Raw genomic sequence first — 19351 nt, 5'->3', positions numbered from 1 at the left:
GCCTATTCCTTGCCCTTGTAGATGTTCACCAGCTTCCCAAGCATCGCCATCGCTTCGTCGCGCGGGCGCTGGAATGTGTTGCGGCCGATGATCGAGCCATTGCCACCGCCGTCGCGGATGTCGCGCGCGTCCTGATAGACCGCGTCGGCACCCTTCGCGGCACCGCCCGAGAAGACGACGATGCGGCGGCCGTTGAAGCACGACTTCACGACATGCGCCACGCGCTTCGCCTGCGTCGAGCTGTCCAGCTTCTCGTAGGCCTTCTGCGCGTCCTTCTGCTCGATGTGCGCGGTCGGCAGTTTCACCTTGATGATATGCGCGCCGAGGAGCGCGGCCATGTGCGCCGCATAGGCGCCAACGTCGAGCGCAAGCTCACCGTCCTTCGAAAGGTTGCCGCCGCGCGGGTACGACCAGATCACCGTGGCGATGCCCACAGACTTTGCTTCGGCCGACATCTCGCGGATCTCTTCCATCATGTCGAACACGTCGTCCGCGCCCGGATAGATGGTGAAGCCGATTGCCGAGCAGCCCAGGCGCAGCGCGTCGTCAACCGTGCCGGTGACGGCCTGGTTGATCGAGGTCGCCCAGCTGTTCGAGCTGTTCACCTTGAGGATCGTGGGGATCTGCCCCGCGAACGTGTCGGCGCCCGCCTCGATCATGCCGAGCGGCGCGGCATAGGCCGAAAGCCCCGCGTCAATGGCGATCTGGAAGTGATAGTGCGGGTCGTAAGCCGGCTCGTTGACCGCGAAGCTGCGCGCCGGTCCGTGCTCGAAGCCCTGGTCGACGGGGAGGATGATGAGCTTGCCGGTGCCGCCGAGCTGGCCCTGCATCAGGATCCGGGCGAGGTTCGCCTTCGTGCCGGGGTTGTCGCTTTCATAGTTGGAAAGGATGGCCTTCACGGCTTTCGTGATCTTCATGCGTCGTCCTCGTCGCTGGATAGTTCGGGTTGCCGCGCGTGATACAGAAGAGGGCCGCGCATCGCAACGACCTCCCGCGTGGATTCAGGATGATAGGCTAGTTGAGCGCGGCGAGCGTGAACTGCGCTTCTGCGCGTCCGAGCACCATCGTCCAGAAACGCCCCTTGGTGGGCGAGCAGGCGTAACCGATGCCGACATCGGTGACGTCTTCGAGCATCATGTTGTCGCGGTGGCCGGGGCTCCGTTCCCACGCGACGACCACGGCGTGCGAGGTCGGCAGGTTCCACGCCACGTTCTCGGCACGCGGCACGCCGTCAAAGCGCGCGCGCTCGGCACGGTCGACGAAGTTGCTGCCATCGGAACCGCTGTGCGAAAGCTTGCCCCACCCGGCAAGGTCGTCCGAATGGTGCTGCGCGGCACGGGTGAGCGCCATATTGACACGCACCGGGGACAAGCCCTGCGCGCGGCGCAGATCGTTCAGCGCCTCGACCGCCTCGACCGGATTGACGTCGCCCGCTGCGCACCAGCTCTGCTTGGCAACCGCAACCGTGGAGAAGCCCGCCGCAACGGCAGGGCTGGCGATCAGGAACGCAGCAGTGGCGAGACGCATAAGCATGGCACCGACCTTCGCCCGCAAGGCTTAAGGTCGGGTTTTAAGAAATGGTTAATTTCCGACTTACCATGGTTGAAACGACGCACCGCCGCGACAAAACCGGGTTCGTTACGCCCGCAGCGCCTCAACACCCGGAAGCGCCTTGCCTTCCATCCATTCGAGGAAGGCACCGCCTGCGGTCGAGACGAAGCTGAAGCTGTCCGCAACGCCCGCATGGTTGAGCGCCGCGACCGTATCGCCGCCGCCCGCCACCGAAACGAGGCTTCCAGCTTCGGTGAGCGCCGCCGCCGTGCGCGCGAGGGCGACTGTCGCCGCATCGAACGGCTCCAGTTCGAACGCACCGAGCGGCCCGTTCCACACCAGCGTCCGGCAGGTCTTGAGCGCGTCCGAAAGCGCCTCGACAGCAGCGGGGCCAACGTCGAGGATCATCTCGTCCGCCCCCACCTCGTGCACGTTCACGGTCCGGTTCGCGGCGTTCGCCTTGAACTCCTTCGCCACGACGACGTCGTACGGCAGGTGCACGGTGCAGCGCGCCGCGTCCGCCTTGGCGAGGATGCCGAGCGCGGTCTCCTTGAGATCGTGCTCGCAAAGCGACTTGCCGACATCGACACCCTTCGCGGCAAGGAAGGTGTTCGCCATGCCGCCGCCGATGATCAGGTGATCGACCTTGCTGACAAGGTTGTTGAGCACATCGAGCTTCGACGATACTTTCGCGCCGCCGACAACCGCCGCGACAGGCCGTTCAGGCTCGCCAAGTGCGGCTTCCAGGTGCTCCAGCTCCGCCTGCATGGAACGGCCCGCATACGCGGGAAGCACATGCGCCAGCCCCTCCGTGGAGGCGTGCGCACGGTGCGCGGCGGAAAAGGCGTCGTTGACGTAAAGGTCGCCGAGCTTCGCGATGGCGGCGACGAGCGCCGGATCGTTCTTCTCTTCGCCCGCCTCGAAGCGCGTGTTCTCAAGCACCGCGATTTCGCCCGCCGCCATCAGACCCACAGCCTGTTCGGCCGCCGGCCCCTTGCACTCGGTGACGAAACCCACCGTGCGACCGAGCACCTTCGCAAGCGCGCTCGATATTGGTGACAGGCTGAGCATCGGGTCTTCGCCCTTCGGACGCCCGAAGTGCGAGAGCACCAGCACGATCGCGCCTTTGTCGGCGAGTTCGGCGATGGTCGGCTGCGCCGCACGAAGGCGCGTGTCGTCGCTGACCTTGCCGTCCTGCATCGGCACATTGAGATCGGCACGAACGAGGACGCGCTTGCCGCGCACGTCCCCGATATCGTCGAGCGTCCGGAACTTCGCCATGGTTAGAGGAACGCCGCCATCGCTTTGGCGGTGTCGACCATGCGGTTCGAGAAGCCCCACTCGTTATCATACCACGAAACGACGCGGACGAGCTTGCCTTCAAGCACGGCGGTTTCAAGGCTGTCGATGGTCGAAGACGCAGCGGTGTGCTGATAGTCGATCGAAACCAGCGGCTCGTCCGAATAGCAGAGGATGCCCTTCAGAGGGCCGGATTCAGACGCCGCCTTCAGGATCGCGTTCACTTCGTCCTTCGTCGTGTCGCGCTTCGGCGTGAAAGTCAGATCGACGAGGCTGACGTCGGGCGTCGGCACGCGGATCGCCGAACCGTCGAGCTTGCCCTTCAGTTCGGGAAGCACCTCGCCGACGGCGCGCGCGGCGCCGGTCGTGGTCGGGATCATCGACATAGCGGCAGCGCGGGCACGGCGCGGATCGTCGTGGATCTGGTCGAGGATTTTCTGGTCGTTCGTGTAGGCGTGCACCGTCGTCATCAGGCCGCGTTCGATGCCGAGCGCATCGTTCAGCACCTTGGCGACCGGGGCAAGGCAGTTCGTCGTGCAGCTGGCGTTCGACACGATCTTGTGATCGGCCGAGAGCTTGTCGTTGTTCACGCCGAAAACGACCGTGAGGTCGACGTTCTTGCCCGGCGCGGAGATCAGCACGCGCTTGGCGCCCGCCGCCATGTGCTTCTCGGCCGAAGCGCGGTCCGTGAAGAAGCCGGTGCATTCGAGCGCGATATCGACGCCGTTCGCGGCGTGCGGCAGGTTCGCCGGGTCGCGCTCGGCCGAAACCTTGATGCGCTTGCCGTCGATGATGAGATCATTGCCGTCGACTTCGACCGTGCCCTGCCACGTTCCGTGCACGGAATCGCGCTTGAACAGCAGGGCGTTCGACTTCGCGTCGGAGAGGTCGTTGATCGATACCAGTTCCAGCCCGCTATCCGGGCGTTCCAGAATGGCCCGTGCTACAAGACGCCCGATGCGGCCGAACCCGTTGATCGAAACCTTCGCCATGTCTCTTGTACTCCTGTTCCTAATTTAAGCGAGCTTCCCCCGAACCGCCTTCGCGATGGCGTCGGCGGTCAATCCGAACTTCTCGAACAAGGCTTCGGCAGGCGCAGAGGCGCCGAAGCGATCGATGCCAAGCCGCAGACCCTTGCGGCCCGTGTAGCGTTCCCAGCCCACGGTCGTGCCGGCTTCAACCGACACGATGAGCGCGTCTTCAGGCAGGATATCCGCCTGATAGGCATCGCTCTGCAGATCGAAGAGCTCCCAGCAGGGCATGGACACGACATCGCAGCCGATACCGTCGGCTTCGAGCTGGTCTGCGGCATTCAGCGCAGCCTGAACTTCCGAGCCGGTCGCCAGGAACACAACCTTCCGCGCGGCGCCAGCGGCGCGAAGGCGGTACGCCCCCTTTGCGGAGAGGTTTTCGTTCGCCGCGGTGCGGACCTGCGGGAGATTCTGGCGCGAGAGCGCAAGAACGGTCGGGCCGCTCGTGTTCTCGAGAGCGATCGCCCAGCACTCGGCGGTCTCGACGACGTCAGCCGGGCGCATCACGAGCACGTTCGGCATCACGCGCAGGCTCATCACATGCTCGATGGGCTGGTGCGTCGGGCCGTCTTCGCCAAGCCCGATCGAATCGTGCGTCATCACATAGATTGCCTGCGCCCGCTGCAGCGCGCTGAGGCGGATGGCGGGGCGGCAATAGTCGGTGAAGACGAGGAAGGTGCCGCCGTAGGGCACGATGCCGCCGTGCAGCGCCATGCCGTTCATCGCGGCGGCCATGCCGAATTCACGGATGCCGTAATAGACGTAGCGCCCGCCGTAATTCGCGGCGTCGAGCGTGCCGAGGCCCTTTGTGAGTGTATTGTTGGAACCGGTGAGGTCGGCCGAGCCGCCGATGGTGTTCGGCACGGCAGCATTGATCGCGCCGAGCGCAAGCTCGCTCGCCTTGCGCGTCGCCACCGTCTGCGGCGCGGCGATCAGTGCGTCGATGTGAGCCTTCAGTGCCGGGCCCGCGGCTTTCAGTGCCGAACCGTCGAGCCAGGTCAGGAAGTCCGCGTAACCCTCTGCTTTCGCAGCGTCCATCTTCCAGTCGGCACTCAACTTCGTGCCGCGCGCACCCGACGTGCGCCATGCGTTCAGGATATCCGCCGGGATTTCGAACGGTGCGTGATGCCAGCCGAGCGTTTCGCGCGCAGCCGCAATTTCAGCCGCGCCGAGCGGCGAGCCGTGCGTGGCCGCCGTGCCCTGCTTGTTGGGCGCGCCGTAGCCGATGATCGTGCGGCAGGCGATCAGCGACGGGCGCGGATCAGCCTTCGCGGCCCGCAGCGCCGCGTCGATGCTCGCCGCGTCGTGGCCGTCGCAGGAAACGACGTGCCAGCCCGAAGCCTCATAGCGCGCCTTCACGTCTTCCGAGGTCGACATGGAGGTGGCGCCGTCGATCGTGATGCGGTTGTCGTCCCAGATCACGTTCAGGCGGCCGAGCTTCAGGTGCCCGGCAAGGCCGATCGCTTCGTGATTGATGCCTTCCATGAGGCAGCCGTCACCGGCGATCACCCACGTGTGATGATCCTGCACCGCGTCGCCGAAGCGCGCGTTGAGGTGACGCTCCGCGATCGCCATGCCTACGGCGGTGGCGAGGCCCTGCCCAAGCGGGCCGGTCGTCGTCTCGACACCCGGAAGCTCGAAATTCTCGGGGTGACCGGCGCAGGGGCTGCCCAGCTGGCGGAAGTTCCGGATCTGGTCGAGCGTCGGCTTCTCATAGCCCGTGAGATAGAGAAGCGCGTAAATCAGCATCGAGCCGTGACCGGCGGAGAGCACGAAGCGGTCGCGATCAGGCCATTCAGGCCACTCGGGATCGTACTTCAGATGCTGTGTGAAGAGAACCGTCGCAGCGTCGGCCATGCCCATCGGCATTCCAGGGTGGCCGGAGTTTGCGGCCTGTACGGCATCCATCGCCAGCGCACGGACAGCGTTGGCGAGATCGGCGTGATTGACGGTCATCTTCGGCTTGGTTCCCCAATATTTCGGCCGGGCGGCGAATCGGCGCGCACAATGGAGAGGGGCTTATGCTGCGTCAACGTCATGTCAAGGCATGGCGGCCATGCATATACGAAACAGGCGGGAATCCGGCTGAATCGAGATGAATCGTCGAACCGTCCGGCGCTTGCCTTGACCGTCATTCGGATTCGTTCTTATGTTCCTCGCCCAAACTGCTGTTTTCGGGACTTTTCGGCATGGATCAGATGACCGGTTTCGCGTCGGCGCTGACACGCCTTGAAAGCGCACTCGACAAGCTCGAGCGCGCCGCCGGGGGCGTACACGATGCAGGTGAGGCGCTCACCGAACTGGAAGCGCTGCGCCACAAGCACCGCCGCCTGAAGGATTCCACCGAACGCGCCGTCGCCGATCTCGACGCGCTGATCGCGTCGCGGAGCTAGGCGCGTGGGGCAGATCAACGTCAGCATCGGCGGCCGCTCCTATCCCCTCGCCTGCCGCGATGGCGAGGAAGAGCGGCTGAACCGTCTCGCAGCGCATGTCGACGCCAAGGCGGCCGATCTGCAGGGCGCGCTTGGGCAGATGAGCGAGCCTCGCCTGCTGCTGATGTCCGCCATCCTGATTGCCGATGAGTTCTTCGACCTCAAGGAACGCGACCCCTCGCTCGGCGACACGATCGCGACGGGTGCGCTTGAAAAGGCGGCGCAACGGGTGGAAGCCATTGTCGCAGCCCTTGAGAAGCGGCGCGCCAACGCCTAGATTGCCCGAGGCGGATACTGCCTGGTGCGCGCGATGCGAACATCCCTGAGGCGATATCGACATCCAAGGGTGCTGTCCCTGTGCGGATCCTGGTCCGACCATATGGTGCCCACCTGACGTTACTGGCGTCAGAGGATATTCCGGCAAACGGCCGAGGCGGTTCCGCCACCCATTTTTGACCTGTCGCCCGGATTCCCTTTTGCCCACCGCCGCCCTATTCGACAAGGAAACCCTGCGCCGCGATGCTCGCGCAGCGCGCGCGGCGTTCGTTCGCGGCCTGTCCGCCGAGGAACGCCGGGCGCTGGAGGCCGCGCTCGCCGCGCGCGCCCTTCCCTTCCTTGCGAATGCCCGCGCCACCGGCAGCTATGTGCCGATGGGCCACGAGATCGATCCCGCGCCGTGCCTCTCCCGCGCAACGGTGCTGCTGCCATGGTTCGCGAGCCGTGATGACGTCATGCGCTTTCGCGTCGCCGGCGGCCCGCTGGAGCCCGGCCCCTTCGGCACGATGCAGCCGCTTGCCGATGCCGCCGAGGGCGTCCCCGATACGCTCTTCGTGCCGCTCGTCGCAGCCGACACGCAAGGAAACCGCATCGGCCAGGGCAAGGGCCACTTCGACCGCGCACTTGCCGCGCTCCGGGCCGTGCAGCCCACGATTGCCATCGGCCTCGCCTGGGATGTGCAGATCCTGCATACGCTTCCGGCAGATAGCTGGGACCAGCGCCTTGATGCGGTGGTGACACCCACAAGGACACTCACCGCATGACCGACCCCAAACCCAGTCTCCGAAAGCCCTTCGGCGTGCTCCTGCTGATCGTCCTGATCGCGGTCTATTCGCTTGTCGCGGTCGCCGTCGCTGATCCCGTCTCGCGACTTCACGTTCTCGTGCAGCTTCCCATCTGGGTCGTGCTCGGCATCGCCTGGGTGTTCCCCGCCCGTCCCCTTGTTCGCTGGATAGAAACCGGACGCTTCCGCAAATGACCGATATCGTTCCTCCCAACGCCTGCACGACCATGTCGGAGATCCGCACGGCGATTGACGCCCTGGACCGGGAGATCGTCGCGCTGCTGGCAAAGCGGATGCGCTACATCGATGCAGCGGCGCGCGTGAAGAGTGCGCGGGAGGCTGTCCGCGACGAGGACCGCAAGGCGGACGTCATCGCCAAGGCCTGCGACGCAGCTGATGCCCATGGCCTCTCCCGCGAGCATGTCGCGGCGATCTATGAATTGCTTGTGGAGCGCTCCATCGCGCACGAGTTCAGGGTCTTCGACAGTATCGAAGCCTGATATCGTTTCCTGCGGGGAGGCGCCATTTCCGGCATGAAATGGCGCGAGTGACGGGGCTCGAACCCGCGACCTCCGGCGTGACAGGCCGGCACTCTAACCAACTGAGCTACACCCGCGCGTTGCTTCGTATTTCGAAAGCCCGGCGTACCTATTGACGGGGTCCGGCGCTGTCAAGAAGCATCTCTGTTATTTCGGTCTTGCCTGCAATAAGCTGTGGAAAACTCGTAAAAAACGCCTGAAAAGAATTCAGCGTGGCTTCACCGCGAACGCCTGAATCTCCACCTTGGCGCGATCCTCGACGAGTGCCGCGACCTGCACCAGCGCCATCGCGGGGAAGTTTTTGCCCATAGTGTCGCGGTAAGCGGCGCCCACGCCCTTCAGGTTGGCGAGATATTCTGCCTTGTCGGTCACGTACCACGTCATCGAGGTCACGTGCTCCGGCCCTGCCCCGCCCGCCTTCAGAACCGCCACGATGTTTTCAAGCGTCTGCCGCGTCTGCGCCGCAAAATCGTCCGTCTCGAACTCTGCGTTCGCGTTCCAGCCGATTTGGCCGCCCACGAAGATCAGCGTACCTTCTGCGGCGATGCCGTTCGCGTAGCCGATCGGCTTCACCCAGCCTTCGGGTTGCAGGGTTTCAAACATTCTCGCTCTCCAGATGCTGTTCGAGGGCCGCGCGCAGGTCGTCCGGCCACGGACGTGCGCGGTGGGTATCGGTGTCGGTGGCAACGACACGCTGCTCGGCGGACCAGAGCAGCGTGCCGCGACAGGTGATGCGGTGCAGGAAATCGAGCGAGCTTCCGCCCACGCGTTTCACGCCCACTTCAAATTCAAGCACGTCGCCATGCACGCCCGGATGGCTGAACGTAATGTCCAGCCGAACGGTCGGCACAGAAATGCGACGTTCGCCCATCATCACCGGCCACGGTGAGCCGATGGAGGTGAAGAACTCCTCCATCACCCCGACGAGCAGGTTGAGATAGGACGGGAAGTAAGCGATCCCCGAAGGATCGCAGTCCCCGAACCGCAAGGGCCGAACCGTCGTAAACGCCATGACGGGCCGCCTAGTTCGCGAAGGCCGCGATGCCGGTGATCGCGCGGCCGATGATGAGCGCGTGGACGTCGTGCGTGCCCTCGTAGGTGTTCACCACCTCCAGGTTCACGAGATGCCGCGCGACGCCGAACTCGTCGGAAATACCGTTGCCGCCCAGCATGTCGCGCGCCGTGCGGGCGATATCGAGCGCCTTGCCGCAGCTGTTGCGCTTCAGGATCGAGGTCAGCTCGACAGGCGGATGCCCGTCATCCTTCATGCGGCCAAGACGCAGGCAGCCCTGGAAGCCGAGCGAGATGTCCGTCACCATGTCGGCAAGTTTCTTCTGGATGAGCTGGTTCGCCGCGAGCGGGCGCCCGAACTGCTTCCTGTCCATCGTATATTGCCGCGCCGTCTTGTAGCAGGATTCCGCTGCGCCGAGCGCCCCCCACGCAATGCCGAAGCGCGCGGAGTTGAGGCAGGTAAACGGCCCCTTCAGGCCGCGCACCTCGGGGAACATCGCCTCTTCGGGCACGAACACGTCGTCCATCAGGATCTGGCCAGTGATCGAGGCGCGAAGGCCCACCTTGCCGTGGATCGCCGGCGCGGAGAGTCCCTCCATGCCCTTTTCGAGTACGAAGCCGCGGATCGCGCCGTCATCGGTCTTCGCCCACACGACGAACACGTCGGCGATGGGCGCGTTGGTGATCCACGTCTTGGCGCCCGAAAGGCGGTATCCGCCCGGCACGCTCTTTGCGCGCGTCGCCATGGATCCGGGGTCGGAGCCGTGGTCCGGCTCGGTGAGGCCGAAACAGCCGATCCACTCGCCGCGGGCCAGCTTCGGCAGGTACTTCTGCTTCTGGGCTTCCGAACCGAACGTCTCGATCGGCACCATCACGAGCGAGGACTGCACGCTCATCATCGAACGGTAGCCGCTGTCGATCGCCTCGACCTCGCGCGCGATCAGGCCATAAGCGACGTAGCCGAAGCCCGCCCCGCCGTATTCGGGCGAGATCGTCGCGCCGAGCAGGCCAAGCTCGCCCATCTCGCGGAAGATCGCCGGATCGGTCTTCTCGTGCCGGAAGGCCTCGACAACGCGCGGCGCCAGCCGGTCCTCGGCATAGCGGCGCGCGGTTGCGGAGATCATCTGCTCTTCTTCGGTGAGCTGCTGCTCAAGGCCGAACGGGTCGAAGGGGTCAAAAATTGCCAAGGTCGTGCTCCTAGAGTTCGGTGCGTACTTTCCAGAGTTCGGGGAACAATTCCACCTCCAGCATCTTGCGCAGGTAGGCGACCCCGGAGGTGCCGCCAGTGCCGCGCTTGAGGCCGATGACGCGTTCCACGGTCGTTACGTGGTTGAAGCGCCAACGCCGGAAATAGTCCTCGAAATCCACGAGCTTTTCAGCAAGCTCATAAAGTGCCCAGTATTTCTCCGGCGAACGATATACGGTTTTCCAGGCCTCAACGACGTCCTGGCTTTCCGTGCGCGGCGTTGCCCATTCCGTGCGCTCCGCGTCGGCCTTGCCGATCGGGATGCCGCTGCGCTGGAGAAGCAGCAGCGCTTCATCGTAAAGGCTCGGCTTGGAGAGAATATCCTCAAGCTGCGCCATGATCTCGGGCCGGTGGGCGTGCGGTTTCAGCATCGCGGCATTGCGGTTCCCTGCGAGAAATTCGATCGCGCGGTACTGGTAGGACTGGAAGCCCGAAGACTGGCCGAGTGAATCCCGAAACTCGGTGTATTCGCTCGGGGTCATCGTCCGCAGCACGTCCCACGCGCTGTTCAGCTGCTCGAAGATACGCGCCACGCGCGTCAGCATCTTGAAGGCGTTCGAAACGCGCCCCTCACGCACGGCCTCCATCGCGGCGCGCACCTCGTGGATCGCAAGCTTCATCCAAAGTTCCGAAGTCTGGTGCTGGATGATGAACAGCATCTCGTCGTGCGCGGTCGACAGCGGCTTCTGCGCGTTCAGAATCGGATCGAGCGACAGATAGTCGCTGTAGGACATACGTTCCCGGAACGACATCTGCGCGCCGTCTTGGGCCGGGTCATAGGGTTGCTGGGTGCTCAAGTGACAAGTCCTCTTCTGTGATATTCGGGTTTGTCCCAGCTCCTTTTGCTCAGCACGTCCTCCATGATGGAGACTGCGCCGAGCACCTCCTCCTCGCCGATATAAAGCGGCGTGAAACCGAACCGCAGCGCGTCGGGCGCGCGGAAATCGCCGATCAGCCCGGGTGCGATGAGCGCCTGCATGACCGCGTAGCCCTGCGGGTGACGGAACGACACCTGGCTGCCGCGCACCGCGCTGTCGCGCGGCGAAGCGAGCACAAGGTCAGGACAGCGCGCCTCGACCTCGCGAATGAACAGTTCCGAGAGTTCGATCGACTTGCGGCGCACGTCTGCCATGTCGACGCCTTCCCAGGCATCGAGCGCGGCATCGAGCACGGCCAGCGCGATGATCGGCGGCGTACCGACCCGCATCCGCTCGATACCGTTGCCGGGGCGATAGTCCTGATCGAACGCGAACGGCGCCTCGTGGCCCATCCAGCCGGAAAGCGCTGGGCGCGCCGCGTCCGCATGTTCCGCCGCCACGTAGATAAAGGCGGGCGCACCGGGTCCGCCGTTCAGATACTTGTAGGTGCAGCCGACCGCGAAGTCCGCACCCGCACCTTTCAGATCGACGGGAATCGCGCCCGCCGAGTGCGCCAGATCCCAGATGACCAGCGCGCCCACCGCATGCGCTTTGGCGATCAGCTTCGCCATGTCGTGTTTCCGGCCCGTGCGATAGTCGACCTCGGTGATCATCAGCGCGGCGACGCTTTCGTCGATCGCGGCTTCCACGGCTTCGGGGTCCACGACCTTCAGCTCATGCCCCCGCCCCAGCGACGCGATAAGGCCCTGCGCCATGTAGAGATCGGTCGGGAAATTGCCGTTATCCGACACGATCACGCGCCGGTCGGGGCGCATTTCGAGCGCGGAGGCGAGCGCCTGGTAAACCTTGATCGAAAGCGTATCGCCCATCACGACGCTACCTTCGGGTGCGCCGATCAGCCGCGCGATGCGGTCGCCGACCTTGCGCGGCTGCACCATCCAGCCTGCGGTGTTCCAGCCCTTGATAAGCTCGCCGCCCCATTCCTCCTCGATCACCTTCGCCGCGCGCGCCTTCGCGGCGATCGGCAGCGGCCCCAGCGAATTGCCGTCGAGATAGATGATGCCGTCGGGGATATGAAACTTCGCGCGTGTTGCGCTGAAATCGGTCATTTTTTTCTCTATGCCTTCAATCGGAAGCGCTGGATCTTGCCGCTCTCGGTTTTGGGAAGCGCGGCCGTGAACCGCACCGAGCGCGGGTATTTGTAAGGCGCGATCGTCGCCTTCACGTGGTCCTGCAAGGCCTTCACAACACCGTCGTCGGGCGCGAGGCCCTCCACCAGCACGACATGCGCCTCGACGATCTGGCCTCGCGCCTCATCGGCAACGCCGATCACCGCACATTCGAGCACGTGCGGATGCTTGAGCAGCGCGGCTTCCACCTCCGGCCCGGCGATATTGTAGCCCGCCGAAATGATCATGTCGTCCGACCGCGCAGCGAAGTGGAAGCGGCCTTCCGCATCCTGCGTGAAGGAGTCGCCGGTGAGGTTCCAGCCGCCCTTCACGTACTTCTTCTGCCGCGTGTCGGCGAGGTAGCGGCAGCCCACGGGGCCGCGCACGGCAAGCCGTCCGATTTCGCCGCGCGGCAGCTCGTTCATGTCCTCGTCCACGATCTTCGCTTCATAGCCGGTGAGAGGTCGCCCGGTGCAGGCCGGGTGCATGTCGTCGAGGCGGTTCGAAATGAAGATATGCAGCAGCTCGGTCGCGCCGATGCCGTCCAGGATCGGCTTGCCCGTCTTCCGCACCCAATCCTCGAACACCGGCGCGGGCAGCGTTTCGCCCGCCGACACGGCAATGCGCAGCGAGGAGAGGTCCGCGCCCTCGTCGAACGCGGCGAGCATCATGCGGTAGGCCGTCGGCGCGGTGAAACTGATCGTCGCCTTGTAGGTCTCGATAATCTCGATCATGCTTTGCGGCGAAGCGTGTTCGAGCAGCGTCGCCGCGGCGCCGAAACGCAGCGGGAAGATCGCAAGCCCGCCAAGCCCGAAGGTGAACGCGAGCGGCGGCGAACCCACGAAAATATCGTCCGGGCGCACGCCGAGCACTTCCTTCGCATACGCGTCCGCGATGATCAGCAGATCGCGGTGGAAGTGCATCGTCGCCTTGGGCTCGCCCGTGGTGCCCGAGGTGAAACCGAGCAGCGCCACGTCGTCCCGGCCCGTCTGCACCGCATCGAATTTCACGGACTTGCCGAGCGCCACGCGATCAAGTTCCGCATCGTGGTTGGCGGTGCCGTCGAAGCCGACGACCGCCTTCAGGAAACGGCTGTCCTTCGCGCACAGCACCATCTCGTCCATCAGGCGCGTGTCGCAGAGCGCGAGGCTGATCTCGGCCTTGTCGACGATCTTCGAAAGTTCACCCGCGCGCAGCATCGGCATGGTGTTGACGACGACTGCGCCCGCCTTCGTCGCGGCGAGCCAGCACGCGACCATCGCGGGATTGTTCGCCGAACGGATCAAAACGCGGTGGCCCGGCTTGATGCCGTAGTCTTCGACAAGCGCGTGCGCGATGCGGTTCGACCAGTCGGTCAGTTCCTTGTAGGTGCGGCGGCGCCCGTTGCCGATCAGCGCGGTATGATCGCCAAAGCCCTTGACGACCATCGCGTCGGTGAGTTCGACGCCGGCATTCAGGTAATCGGGGTATTCGAAGCCGTCGAGCAGCAGGTCCGGCCATTCCGCGAACGGTGGCAGATTGTCCCGCGTAAACGTATCGACATGGGCAGACGGCCCCAAAATCATGCTCCCGCTCCCATCACCTGACGCGCAATCACCACCTTCTGTACGTCCGATGCGCCTTCGTAGATGCGAAGCGCCCGGATCTCCCGGTACAGGCTTTCGACGATGTGGCCGTGGCGCACGCCGTCCCCGCCATGAAGCTGTACCGCTTTATCGATCACGGATTGCGCGCGGTCGGTGGCGTAGAGTTTCGCCATCGCCGCTTCGCGCGTCACGCGCGGTGCGCCCATGTCCTTGGTCCATGCGGCGCGGTAGACGAGGAGCGCCGCCGCATCTACGTCGAGCGCCATGTCCGCGATGTGGCCCTGCACCATCTGCAAATCGAACAGCGGCGCGCCGAACAATGTGCGTTCGCTGGTGCGCTTGATGCTCTCTTCAAGCGCCCTGCGCGCGAACCCGAGCGCAGCCGCGCCCACGGTCGAGCGGAACACGTCGAGCACCGACATGGCGATACGGAAGCCTTCGCCGGGTTTCCCGATGAGCGCCGACGCAGGCACGCGCACGTTATTGAAACGTAGCCGCGCGAGTGGGTGCGGCGCGATCACATCGATACGCTCGGCGATCTCGAGCCCCGGCGTATCCGCCGCCACGACGAACGCAGAAATGCCCTTCGCGCCCGGCGCCTCGCCGGTGCGGGCGAACACCGTGTAGACGTCGGCAATGCCGCCGTTCGAAATCCACGTCTTTTCGCCTGAAAGCACGTAGCCGTCGCCGTCGCGGCGGGCGGCCATATCCATGTTGGCGACGTCCGATCCCGAGCGCGGCTCGGAAAGCGCGAACGCCGAAATCGCCTTGCCCGCCCGCGTCTTCCGCAGCCATTCGCGGTGTCCGGCATCGCCGAACAGGCTGATCGTCCCGGTGCCTAGGCCCTGCATCGCAAAGGCGAAGTCGGCCAGCCCGTCATGCCGCGCGAGCGTCTCGCGCGTAATGCACAGCGTGCGCACGTCGAGCGGCGCAGGCGTATCGCTATCCACCGCCGTCGCCAGCAGCCAGCCGCCTGCGCCCAACATGTCCACAAGACGGCGGCACGCCGCGTCTGTGTCGCTGTGGTCGACCGGCAAATTTTCCCGGCACCAAGCCTCCAGCCGCTCGGCGTAGTCGCGATGCCGGTCTTCGAAGAACGGCCAATCCAGAAAGCTGCGGTCCGCCATCAGTCGCCCTCGAATACCGGAGTCTGCTTCGCCACGAACGCCTTGTACGCTCGCTCGAAGTCCCGCGTCTGCATACAGATCGCCTGAGCCTGCGCCTCGGCCTCGATCGCCTGATCCAGACTCATCGACCATTCCTGGTTGAGCTGCGTCTTGGTGATGCCGTGCGCGAACGTCGGCCCCGCCACGATCCGCCGTGCGAGCGCCATCGCCTCGTCTTCCAACGCCTCGGCGGAAACCAGCCGGTTGTAATAGCCCCAGCGTTCGCCTTCCTCGGCGCTCATCGTGCGCCCGGTGTAAAGGAGCTCGGAGGCCCTGCCCTGCCCGATGATCCGCGGCAGCATCGCGCACGCGCCCATGTCGCAGCCGGCGAGGCCCACGCGCGTAAACAGGAACGCCGTCTTCGCGGCAGGCGTTGCCAGCCGCATATCCGACGCCATGGTGATGATCGCGCCCGCACCCACCGCCACGCCGTCCACCGCCGAGATGATCGGCTTGCCGCAGTGGAGCATCGCCTTCACGAGATCGCCCGTCATGCGCGTGAAGGCGAGCAGCTGCTTCATGTCCATCGCGACGAGCGGCCCGATGATGTCGTGGACGTCGCCGCCCGAACAGAAGTTGCCGCCATTGGGCAGGAACACCACGGCATCGACATCATCGGCATAGACGAGCGCGCGGAAGGTATCGCGCATCTCGGCATACGATTCGAAGGTCAGCGGGTTTTTACGCTCGGGCCGGTCGAGTCGGACGCGCGCGATGCGGTCCTCGACCTCCCAGAGGAAATGCTTCGGCTTCAGTCCTGCCATCTGCGTCAATGTCCGCCCTCCCACTTGCTCTGGAACGTTCTGAGTGTGCCGGCGAGATGCGCGGCCTCTTCAGGGTCGACGTCGGCAAGCATCGCATCGATCCAGCGGACGTGCGCGGCGGCCATCGCCTTGAACTGTTTGGTGCCCGCTTCGGTCAGCTTGACGATAAAGGCGCGGCGGTCGCCGTCGCGTGCGGTGCGGGCAACCAATCCATCCGATACCAGGCGATCTACGATGCCGGTGACGTTGCCGTTGGAGACGAGCAGGAAACGCGAAAGCTCGCTCATCATCATGCCGTCGGGCGCGCGGTCGAGCGCCGCCATGACGTCGAAGCGCGGCAGCGTCGTGTCGAACTCGATCTTCAGCTGCTCGCGCAGTTCGGCCTCGATCAGCCGCGTCGCGCGGAGCAGACGCAGCCACAGGCGGACGCGCTCCTTCCCATCGTCAGCCGTAAGCGGCGCGCTTACCATGTCTCGCCGCCCGAAACGGAAATGGCCTGGCCGGTGACGGACGCAGCACCTTCGCTCGCGAGCCACAGCACGGTGGCCGCGATCTCGTCCGGCGTTATGAAACGGCCCTGCGGGTTCGTGGCGGCGAGGTTGGCGCGCGCGTCTTCGCGGCTGCGGCCCGTGGTCGCCATGATGCGCTCGATCGACTCTTCGAGGAGATCGGTCTCCGTGAAGCCGGGACAGACGGCGTTGACCGTGACACCCGATTTCGCCGTCTCCGCCGCGAGCGCGCGCATCAGCCCGACGACGCCATGCTTCGCCGCCACATAGGGCGCGACATAGGCATAGCCCTTGAGACCCGCCGTGGAGGCGATGAAGATGATCCGCCCGGCGCGGCGTTTCACCATCGGCGCGATCGCAGGCTGCACGGTGAGGAACGCGCCCGTGAGGTTCACGGCGAGCGCTGCCTGCCAATCCGCCTGCGTCACCTTGTGTGCGGGGGCGCTTTCAGCCGCGCCGGCGTTCGCAACGACGATGTCGAACGGGCCGTGCGCCGCGTGGAGCGCGCGCATCGCGGTTTCGTCGGTCACATCGGCCTGCACGGCGCTTATGCGTTCGTTTTCCTGCGCCACCGTTTCCAGTGGCGCGAGGCGGCGGCCGCAGATCGTGACGTCAACACCAGCCTGCGCAAGCGCAAGTGCGATGGCCCGGCCCGCGCCGGTGCCACCACCGGTGACGAGAGCGCTTTGCCCTGCGATCATACCTTGCCCGTCATCTGCTCGGGTCCGCGCTCGGCGAGACGCAACGCTTGATCGCGCCCGGGGAGATAGGGCTTCGGCCATTCCGTCTGCTTGTCGCCGAGCGTCGCCGCCGCGTGCAGCGTCCAGTAGGGATCGGAAAGATGCGGGCGTGCGAGGCAGACGAGATCGGCGCGGCCCGCCATCAGGATCGAGTTGGCGTGGTCGGGCTCGTAGATGTTACCCACAGTCATCGTCGCCATGCCGGTCTCGTTGCGGATACGGTCAGAGAACGGCGTCTGGAACATGCGGCCGTAGACAGGCTTCGCACGCACCGACGTCTGCCCGGCAGAGACGTCGCAGATATCGACGCCCGCGTCCTTCAGGATTTCGGCGATCTGCACGGCTTCTTCCGGCGTCACACCTTCGTCGCCGACCCAGTCGTTCGCGGAGATACGCACAGAGATCGGCTTTTCTTCCGGCCACACGGCACGGACGGCGCGGAACACCTCCAGCGGATAGCGCATTCGGTTTTCAAGGCTGCCGCCGTATTCGTCCTCGCGCCGGTTGGTGAGCGGACTGATGAACGACGAGAGCAGATAGCCGTGCGCGGCGTGTATCTCGACCATGTCGAAGCCGGCGCGGTCCGCCATTTCGGCCGCCGCAACGAACTCGTCGCGGACCCGATCCATATCGGCACGGTCCATGGCCTTCGGCACCGTGTTGCGCTCCGACCACGGCACGGCAGAAGCGGCAAGCAGCGGCCAGTTGTCCGCGGGGAGCGGTGCATCCATCTCTTCCCAGCCGACCCGCGTTGAACCCTTGGGGCCGGAGTGGCCGAGTTGCGCGCAGATCTTCGCGTGAGTTTCGGCATGAACGAAATCGACGAGCCGCTTCCATGCCGCCTCGTGCTCGGGCGCGTAAAAGCCCGGGCAGCCGGGTGTGATGCGGCCTTCGGGGCTGACGCAGGTCATCTCGATGAACACCAGGCCGGCACCGCCCTTGGCGCGCTCGGCATAGTGCACAAAGTGCCAGTCGGTGGGGCAGCCATCGACCGCCTTATACTGTGCCATCGGCGAGACGACGATACGGTTCTGCAGCGTCATGCCGCGCAGGCTCAAAGGCGCGAACATCGGCGCTCGGCGCACGTTTCCAGCGCCCGCTTGCTGCTGGAACCAGATCTCCGCGCTATCGAGCCACGCGCGATCACGCAGGCGCAGATTCTCGTGGGAGATGCGCTGCGAGCGCGTGAGCAGCGAATAGTTGAACTGTACGGGATCGAGATCGAGGTAGCGCTCCACCTCCTCGAACCATTCCATCGAGTTGCGCGCTGCCGATTGCAGGCGCAACACCTCGACACGGCGCGCGTCCTCATACTTCTGGAAGGCCGCCGCCAGCGTCGGCTCGCTGTGGATATAGTCCGCGAGCGCCACGGCGCTTTCCATCGCGAGCTTGCTGCCCGAACCGATCGAGAAATGTGCGGTCGCCGCCGCATCGCCGAGCAGCGCGACATTCTGGTAGGACCAGCGCTCGCAGAGTACGCGCGGGAAGTTGATCCACGCCGAACCTCGCACATGCGCGGCGTTCGACATCAACGAATGCCCGCCGAGGTGCTTTGCAAAGATGCGCTCGCATGTCGCGATCGACTCTTCCTTCGTCATCTCGCCGAAGCCGAAGGCCGCCCACGTGTCTTCCGTGCATTCAACGATGAACGTCGCCGTGTCGGCATCGAACTGATAGGCGTGCGCCCAGACCCAGCCGTGCTCGGTCTTCTCGAAAATGAAGGTGAAGGCGTCGTCGAACTTCTGGTGCGTGCCGAGCCAGACGAACTTGCACTTGCGCACGTCGATATTCGGCTGAAAATGGTCTGCGAACTCGGTGCGCGTGCGGGAGTTGAGCCCATCTGCCGCGACGACGAGGTCGTATTTGTCCATATAGGTCTGCGTCGGCTCCGCCTCGGTCTCGAAACAGATTTCGACGCCAAGCTCCAGCGCGCGCGCCTGGAGCAGCAGCAGGAGTTGCTTGCGCCCGATACCGCAGAAGCCGTGGCCGGTCGAAACCGTGCGCACGCCCTTATGGACGACGGCGATGTCGTCCCAATAGGCGAAATGCTCGCGGATCGCGGCAGCGCTGACGGGGTCGTTCGCGGCGAGATTGTCCAGCGTCTCGTCCGAAAGCACGACGCCCCAGCCAAAGGTATCGTCCGGGCGGTTGCGTTCGATCACGGTGACGCGATGCCCCGCATCGCGCAGCTTCATGCAGATCGCGAAATAAAGGCCTGCGGGTCCACCGCCGAGTACAGCCACATCCATCGGATGATCTCCCTTGTCGATGAGTCGCAGGCTGACACGGAGACTTTAATGTTTCAAGCCTAAAATTTCAGGGTTGAAATATTTTAGGTGTCGCGCATTGTGTGCAAACTCGAACGGGAGC

General features: G+C 64.9%; 21 protein-coding genes and 1 tRNA gene. 5 read left to right on the top strand and 17 right to left on the bottom strand.

Going from position 1 to position 19351, the window contains the following annotated elements:
- Positions 1–2: 2 nt before the first annotated feature.
- The 5 genes from DFR51_RS07225 to tkt all read right to left on the bottom strand — a co-directional run bounded on the left by DFR51_RS07225 (position 3) and on the right by tkt (position 5837).
- Entirely contained in the window at positions 3–917 is a 915-nt protein-coding gene (locus tag DFR51_RS07225; protein WP_121048554.1) for a class I fructose-bisphosphate aldolase, read from the bottom strand.
- Positions 918–1014: 97 nt separating this feature from the next.
- Complete coding sequence (locus DFR51_RS07220) at positions 1015–1533, bottom strand: CAP domain-containing protein (RefSeq protein WP_126494762.1); 519 nt, start codon at positions 1531–1533, stop codon at positions 1015–1017.
- A gap of 105 nt (positions 1534–1638) precedes the next feature.
- Positions 1639–2832: a phosphoglycerate kinase gene (locus tag DFR51_RS07215; protein WP_121048548.1), complete on the bottom strand. Its 1194-nt coding sequence runs from the start codon at positions 2830–2832 to the stop codon at positions 1639–1641.
- A 2-nt stretch (positions 2833–2834) separates the two neighbouring features.
- A complete protein-coding gene (gene gap, locus DFR51_RS07210; protein ID WP_121048545.1) occupies positions 2835–3842 on the bottom strand; it encodes a type I glyceraldehyde-3-phosphate dehydrogenase in 1008 nt (335 codons plus the stop codon).
- A 24-nt stretch (positions 3843–3866) separates the two neighbouring features.
- Positions 3867–5837 (bottom strand): transketolase, encoded by a 1971-nt coding sequence (gene tkt / locus DFR51_RS07205; RefSeq protein WP_121048542.1) that lies wholly within the window; start codon positions 5835–5837, stop codon positions 3867–3869.
- A gap of 233 nt (positions 5838–6070) precedes the next feature.
- Here tkt and DFR51_RS07200 point away from each other — a divergent pair, with 233 nt between their 5' ends.
- From DFR51_RS07200 to DFR51_RS07180, 5 genes are all read left to right on the top strand, one after another.
- Positions 6071–6274, top strand: coding sequence for a hypothetical protein (locus DFR51_RS07200; protein WP_121048539.1), 204 nt, complete (start codon positions 6071–6073; stop codon positions 6272–6274).
- A gap of 4 nt (positions 6275–6278) precedes the next feature.
- Entirely contained in the window at positions 6279–6590 is a 312-nt protein-coding gene (locus DFR51_RS07195) for a cell division protein ZapA (protein ID WP_121048536.1), read from the top strand.
- Between the two features lie 199 nt (positions 6591–6789).
- Positions 6790–7353 carry a 5-formyltetrahydrofolate cyclo-ligase gene (locus DFR51_RS07190; protein ID WP_160119206.1) on the top strand — a complete coding sequence of 188 codons (564 nt, stop codon included), beginning with the start codon at positions 6790–6792 and terminating at the stop codon, positions 7351–7353.
- Entirely contained in the window at positions 7350–7568 is a 219-nt protein-coding gene (locus tag DFR51_RS07185) for a DUF2842 domain-containing protein (protein WP_121048530.1), read from the top strand. The genes DFR51_RS07190 and DFR51_RS07185 overlap by 4 nt, the downstream gene beginning before the upstream one ends.
- Positions 7565–7873: a chorismate mutase gene (locus DFR51_RS07180; protein WP_121048527.1), complete on the top strand. Its 309-nt coding sequence runs from the start codon at positions 7565–7567 to the stop codon at positions 7871–7873. The genes DFR51_RS07185 and DFR51_RS07180 overlap by 4 nt, the downstream gene beginning before the upstream one ends.
- 39 nt (positions 7874–7912) lie before the next feature.
- Here DFR51_RS07180 and DFR51_RS07175 read toward each other — a convergent pair.
- From DFR51_RS07175 to DFR51_RS07120, 12 genes are all read right to left on the bottom strand, one after another.
- A tRNA-Asp gene (locus tag DFR51_RS07175) sits at positions 7913–7989 on the bottom strand.
- A gap of 130 nt (positions 7990–8119) precedes the next feature.
- The gene (locus tag DFR51_RS07170; RefSeq protein WP_121048524.1) at positions 8120–8515 is read right to left on the bottom strand and encodes a RidA family protein; all 396 of its coding nucleotides are present in this window, start codon (positions 8513–8515) and stop codon (positions 8120–8122) included.
- Positions 8508–8924, bottom strand: a complete 417-nt coding sequence (locus DFR51_RS07165) for an acyl-CoA thioesterase (RefSeq protein ID WP_121048521.1) — start codon at positions 8922–8924, stop codon at positions 8508–8510. Before DFR51_RS07165 ends, DFR51_RS07170 begins: the two co-directional genes overlap by 8 nt.
- A gap of 10 nt (positions 8925–8934) precedes the next feature.
- Complete coding sequence (locus DFR51_RS07160) at positions 8935–10110, bottom strand: acyl-CoA dehydrogenase (protein ID WP_243445409.1); 1176 nt, start codon at positions 10108–10110, stop codon at positions 8935–8937.
- Positions 10111–10120: 10 nt separating this feature from the next.
- Positions 10121–10966 (bottom strand): tryptophan 2,3-dioxygenase, encoded by an 846-nt coding sequence (kynA, locus tag DFR51_RS07155; RefSeq protein ID WP_243445408.1) that lies wholly within the window; start codon positions 10964–10966, stop codon positions 10121–10123.
- On the bottom strand, positions 10963–12156 hold the full coding sequence (kynU, locus tag DFR51_RS07150; RefSeq protein ID WP_121048515.1) for a kynureninase: 1194 nt from the start codon (positions 12154–12156) through the stop codon (positions 10963–10965). The genes kynA and kynU overlap by 4 nt, the downstream gene beginning before the upstream one ends.
- 8 nt (positions 12157–12164) lie before the next feature.
- A complete protein-coding gene (locus DFR51_RS07145; protein ID WP_197723618.1) occupies positions 12165–13781 on the bottom strand; it encodes an AMP-binding protein in 1617 nt (538 codons plus the stop codon).
- Positions 13778–14929, bottom strand: a complete 1152-nt coding sequence (locus DFR51_RS07140; RefSeq protein WP_121048512.1) for an acyl-CoA dehydrogenase family protein — start codon at positions 14927–14929, stop codon at positions 13778–13780. Before DFR51_RS07140 ends, DFR51_RS07145 begins: the two co-directional genes overlap by 4 nt.
- Positions 14929–15732, bottom strand: coding sequence for an enoyl-CoA hydratase family protein (locus DFR51_RS07135; protein ID WP_197723749.1), 804 nt, complete (start codon positions 15730–15732; stop codon positions 14929–14931). Before DFR51_RS07135 ends, DFR51_RS07140 begins: the two co-directional genes overlap by 1 nt.
- Before the next feature lie 5 nt (positions 15733–15737).
- Positions 15738–16202 (bottom strand): MarR family winged helix-turn-helix transcriptional regulator, encoded by a 465-nt coding sequence (locus DFR51_RS07130; RefSeq protein ID WP_121048506.1) that lies wholly within the window; start codon positions 16200–16202, stop codon positions 15738–15740.
- Entirely contained in the window at positions 16196–16942 is a 747-nt protein-coding gene (locus tag DFR51_RS07125) for an SDR family NAD(P)-dependent oxidoreductase (RefSeq protein ID WP_121048504.1), read from the bottom strand. The genes DFR51_RS07130 and DFR51_RS07125 overlap by 7 nt, the downstream gene beginning before the upstream one ends.
- Positions 16939–19230 (bottom strand): bifunctional salicylyl-CoA 5-hydroxylase/oxidoreductase, encoded by a 2292-nt coding sequence (locus DFR51_RS07120; RefSeq protein ID WP_121048501.1) that lies wholly within the window; start codon positions 19228–19230, stop codon positions 16939–16941. Before DFR51_RS07120 ends, DFR51_RS07125 begins: the two co-directional genes overlap by 4 nt.
- Positions 19231–19351: the final 121 nt, after the last annotated feature.

It is taken from the genome of Sphingosinicella microcystinivorans, assembly GCF_003634215.1.
Classification (GTDB): domain Bacteria; phylum Pseudomonadota; class Alphaproteobacteria; order Sphingomonadales; family Sphingomonadaceae; genus Sphingosinicella; species Sphingosinicella microcystinivorans.
The sequence above is the reverse complement of the archived record's forward strand: the minus strand, read 5'-3'. Positions and strand labels throughout refer to the sequence as shown.

Excerpts from the sequence above, each read along its gene's own strand:
- DFR51_RS07145 (WP_197723618.1), bottom strand. The coding sequence starts at position 13,781 with ATGATTTTGGGGCCGTCTGCCCATGTCGATACGTTTACGCGGGACAAT.
- DFR51_RS07185 (WP_121048530.1), top strand. The coding sequence starts at position 7,350 with ATGACCGACCCCAAACCCAGTCTCCGAAAGCCCTTCGGCGTGCTCCTG.
- DFR51_RS07170 (WP_121048524.1), bottom strand. The coding sequence starts at position 8,515 with ATGTTTGAAACCCTGCAACCCGAAGGCTGGGTGAAGCCGATCGGCTAC.
- DFR51_RS07215 (WP_121048548.1), bottom strand. The coding sequence starts at position 2,832 with ATGGCGAAGTTCCGGACGCTCGACGATATCGGGGACGTGCGCGGCAAG.
- gap (WP_121048545.1), bottom strand. The coding sequence starts at position 3,842 with ATGGCGAAGGTTTCGATCAACGGGTTCGGCCGCATCGGGCGTCTTGTA.
- DFR51_RS07200 (WP_121048539.1), top strand. The coding sequence starts at position 6,071 with ATGGATCAGATGACCGGTTTCGCGTCGGCGCTGACACGCCTTGAAAGC.
- DFR51_RS07165 (WP_121048521.1), bottom strand. The coding sequence starts at position 8,924 with ATGGCGTTTACGACGGTTCGGCCCTTGCGGTTCGGGGACTGCGATCCT.
- DFR51_RS07135 (WP_197723749.1), bottom strand. The coding sequence starts at position 15,732 with ATGGCAGGACTGAAGCCGAAGCATTTCCTCTGGGAGGTCGAGGACCGC.
- kynU (WP_121048515.1), bottom strand. The coding sequence starts at position 12,156 with ATGACCGATTTCAGCGCAACACGCGCGAAGTTTCATATCCCCGACGGC.
- DFR51_RS07140 (WP_121048512.1), bottom strand. The coding sequence starts at position 14,929 with ATGGCGGACCGCAGCTTTCTGGATTGGCCGTTCTTCGAAGACCGGCAT.
- DFR51_RS07180 (WP_121048527.1), top strand. The coding sequence starts at position 7,565 with ATGACCGATATCGTTCCTCCCAACGCCTGCACGACCATGTCGGAGATC.
- DFR51_RS07220 (WP_126494762.1), bottom strand. The coding sequence starts at position 1,533 with ATGCTTATGCGTCTCGCCACTGCTGCGTTCCTGATCGCCAGCCCTGCC.
- DFR51_RS07125 (WP_121048504.1), bottom strand. The coding sequence starts at position 16,942 with ATGATCGCAGGGCAAAGCGCTCTCGTCACCGGTGGTGGCACCGGCGCG.
- DFR51_RS07130 (WP_121048506.1), bottom strand. The coding sequence starts at position 16,202 with ATGGTAAGCGCGCCGCTTACGGCTGACGATGGGAAGGAGCGCGTCCGC.
- DFR51_RS07120 (WP_121048501.1), bottom strand. The coding sequence starts at position 19,230 with ATGGATGTGGCTGTACTCGGCGGTGGACCCGCAGGCCTTTATTTCGCG.
- tkt (WP_121048542.1), bottom strand. The coding sequence starts at position 5,837 with ATGACCGTCAATCACGCCGATCTCGCCAACGCTGTCCGTGCGCTGGCG.
- DFR51_RS07225 (WP_121048554.1), bottom strand. The coding sequence starts at position 917 with ATGAAGATCACGAAAGCCGTGAAGGCCATCCTTTCCAACTATGAAAGC.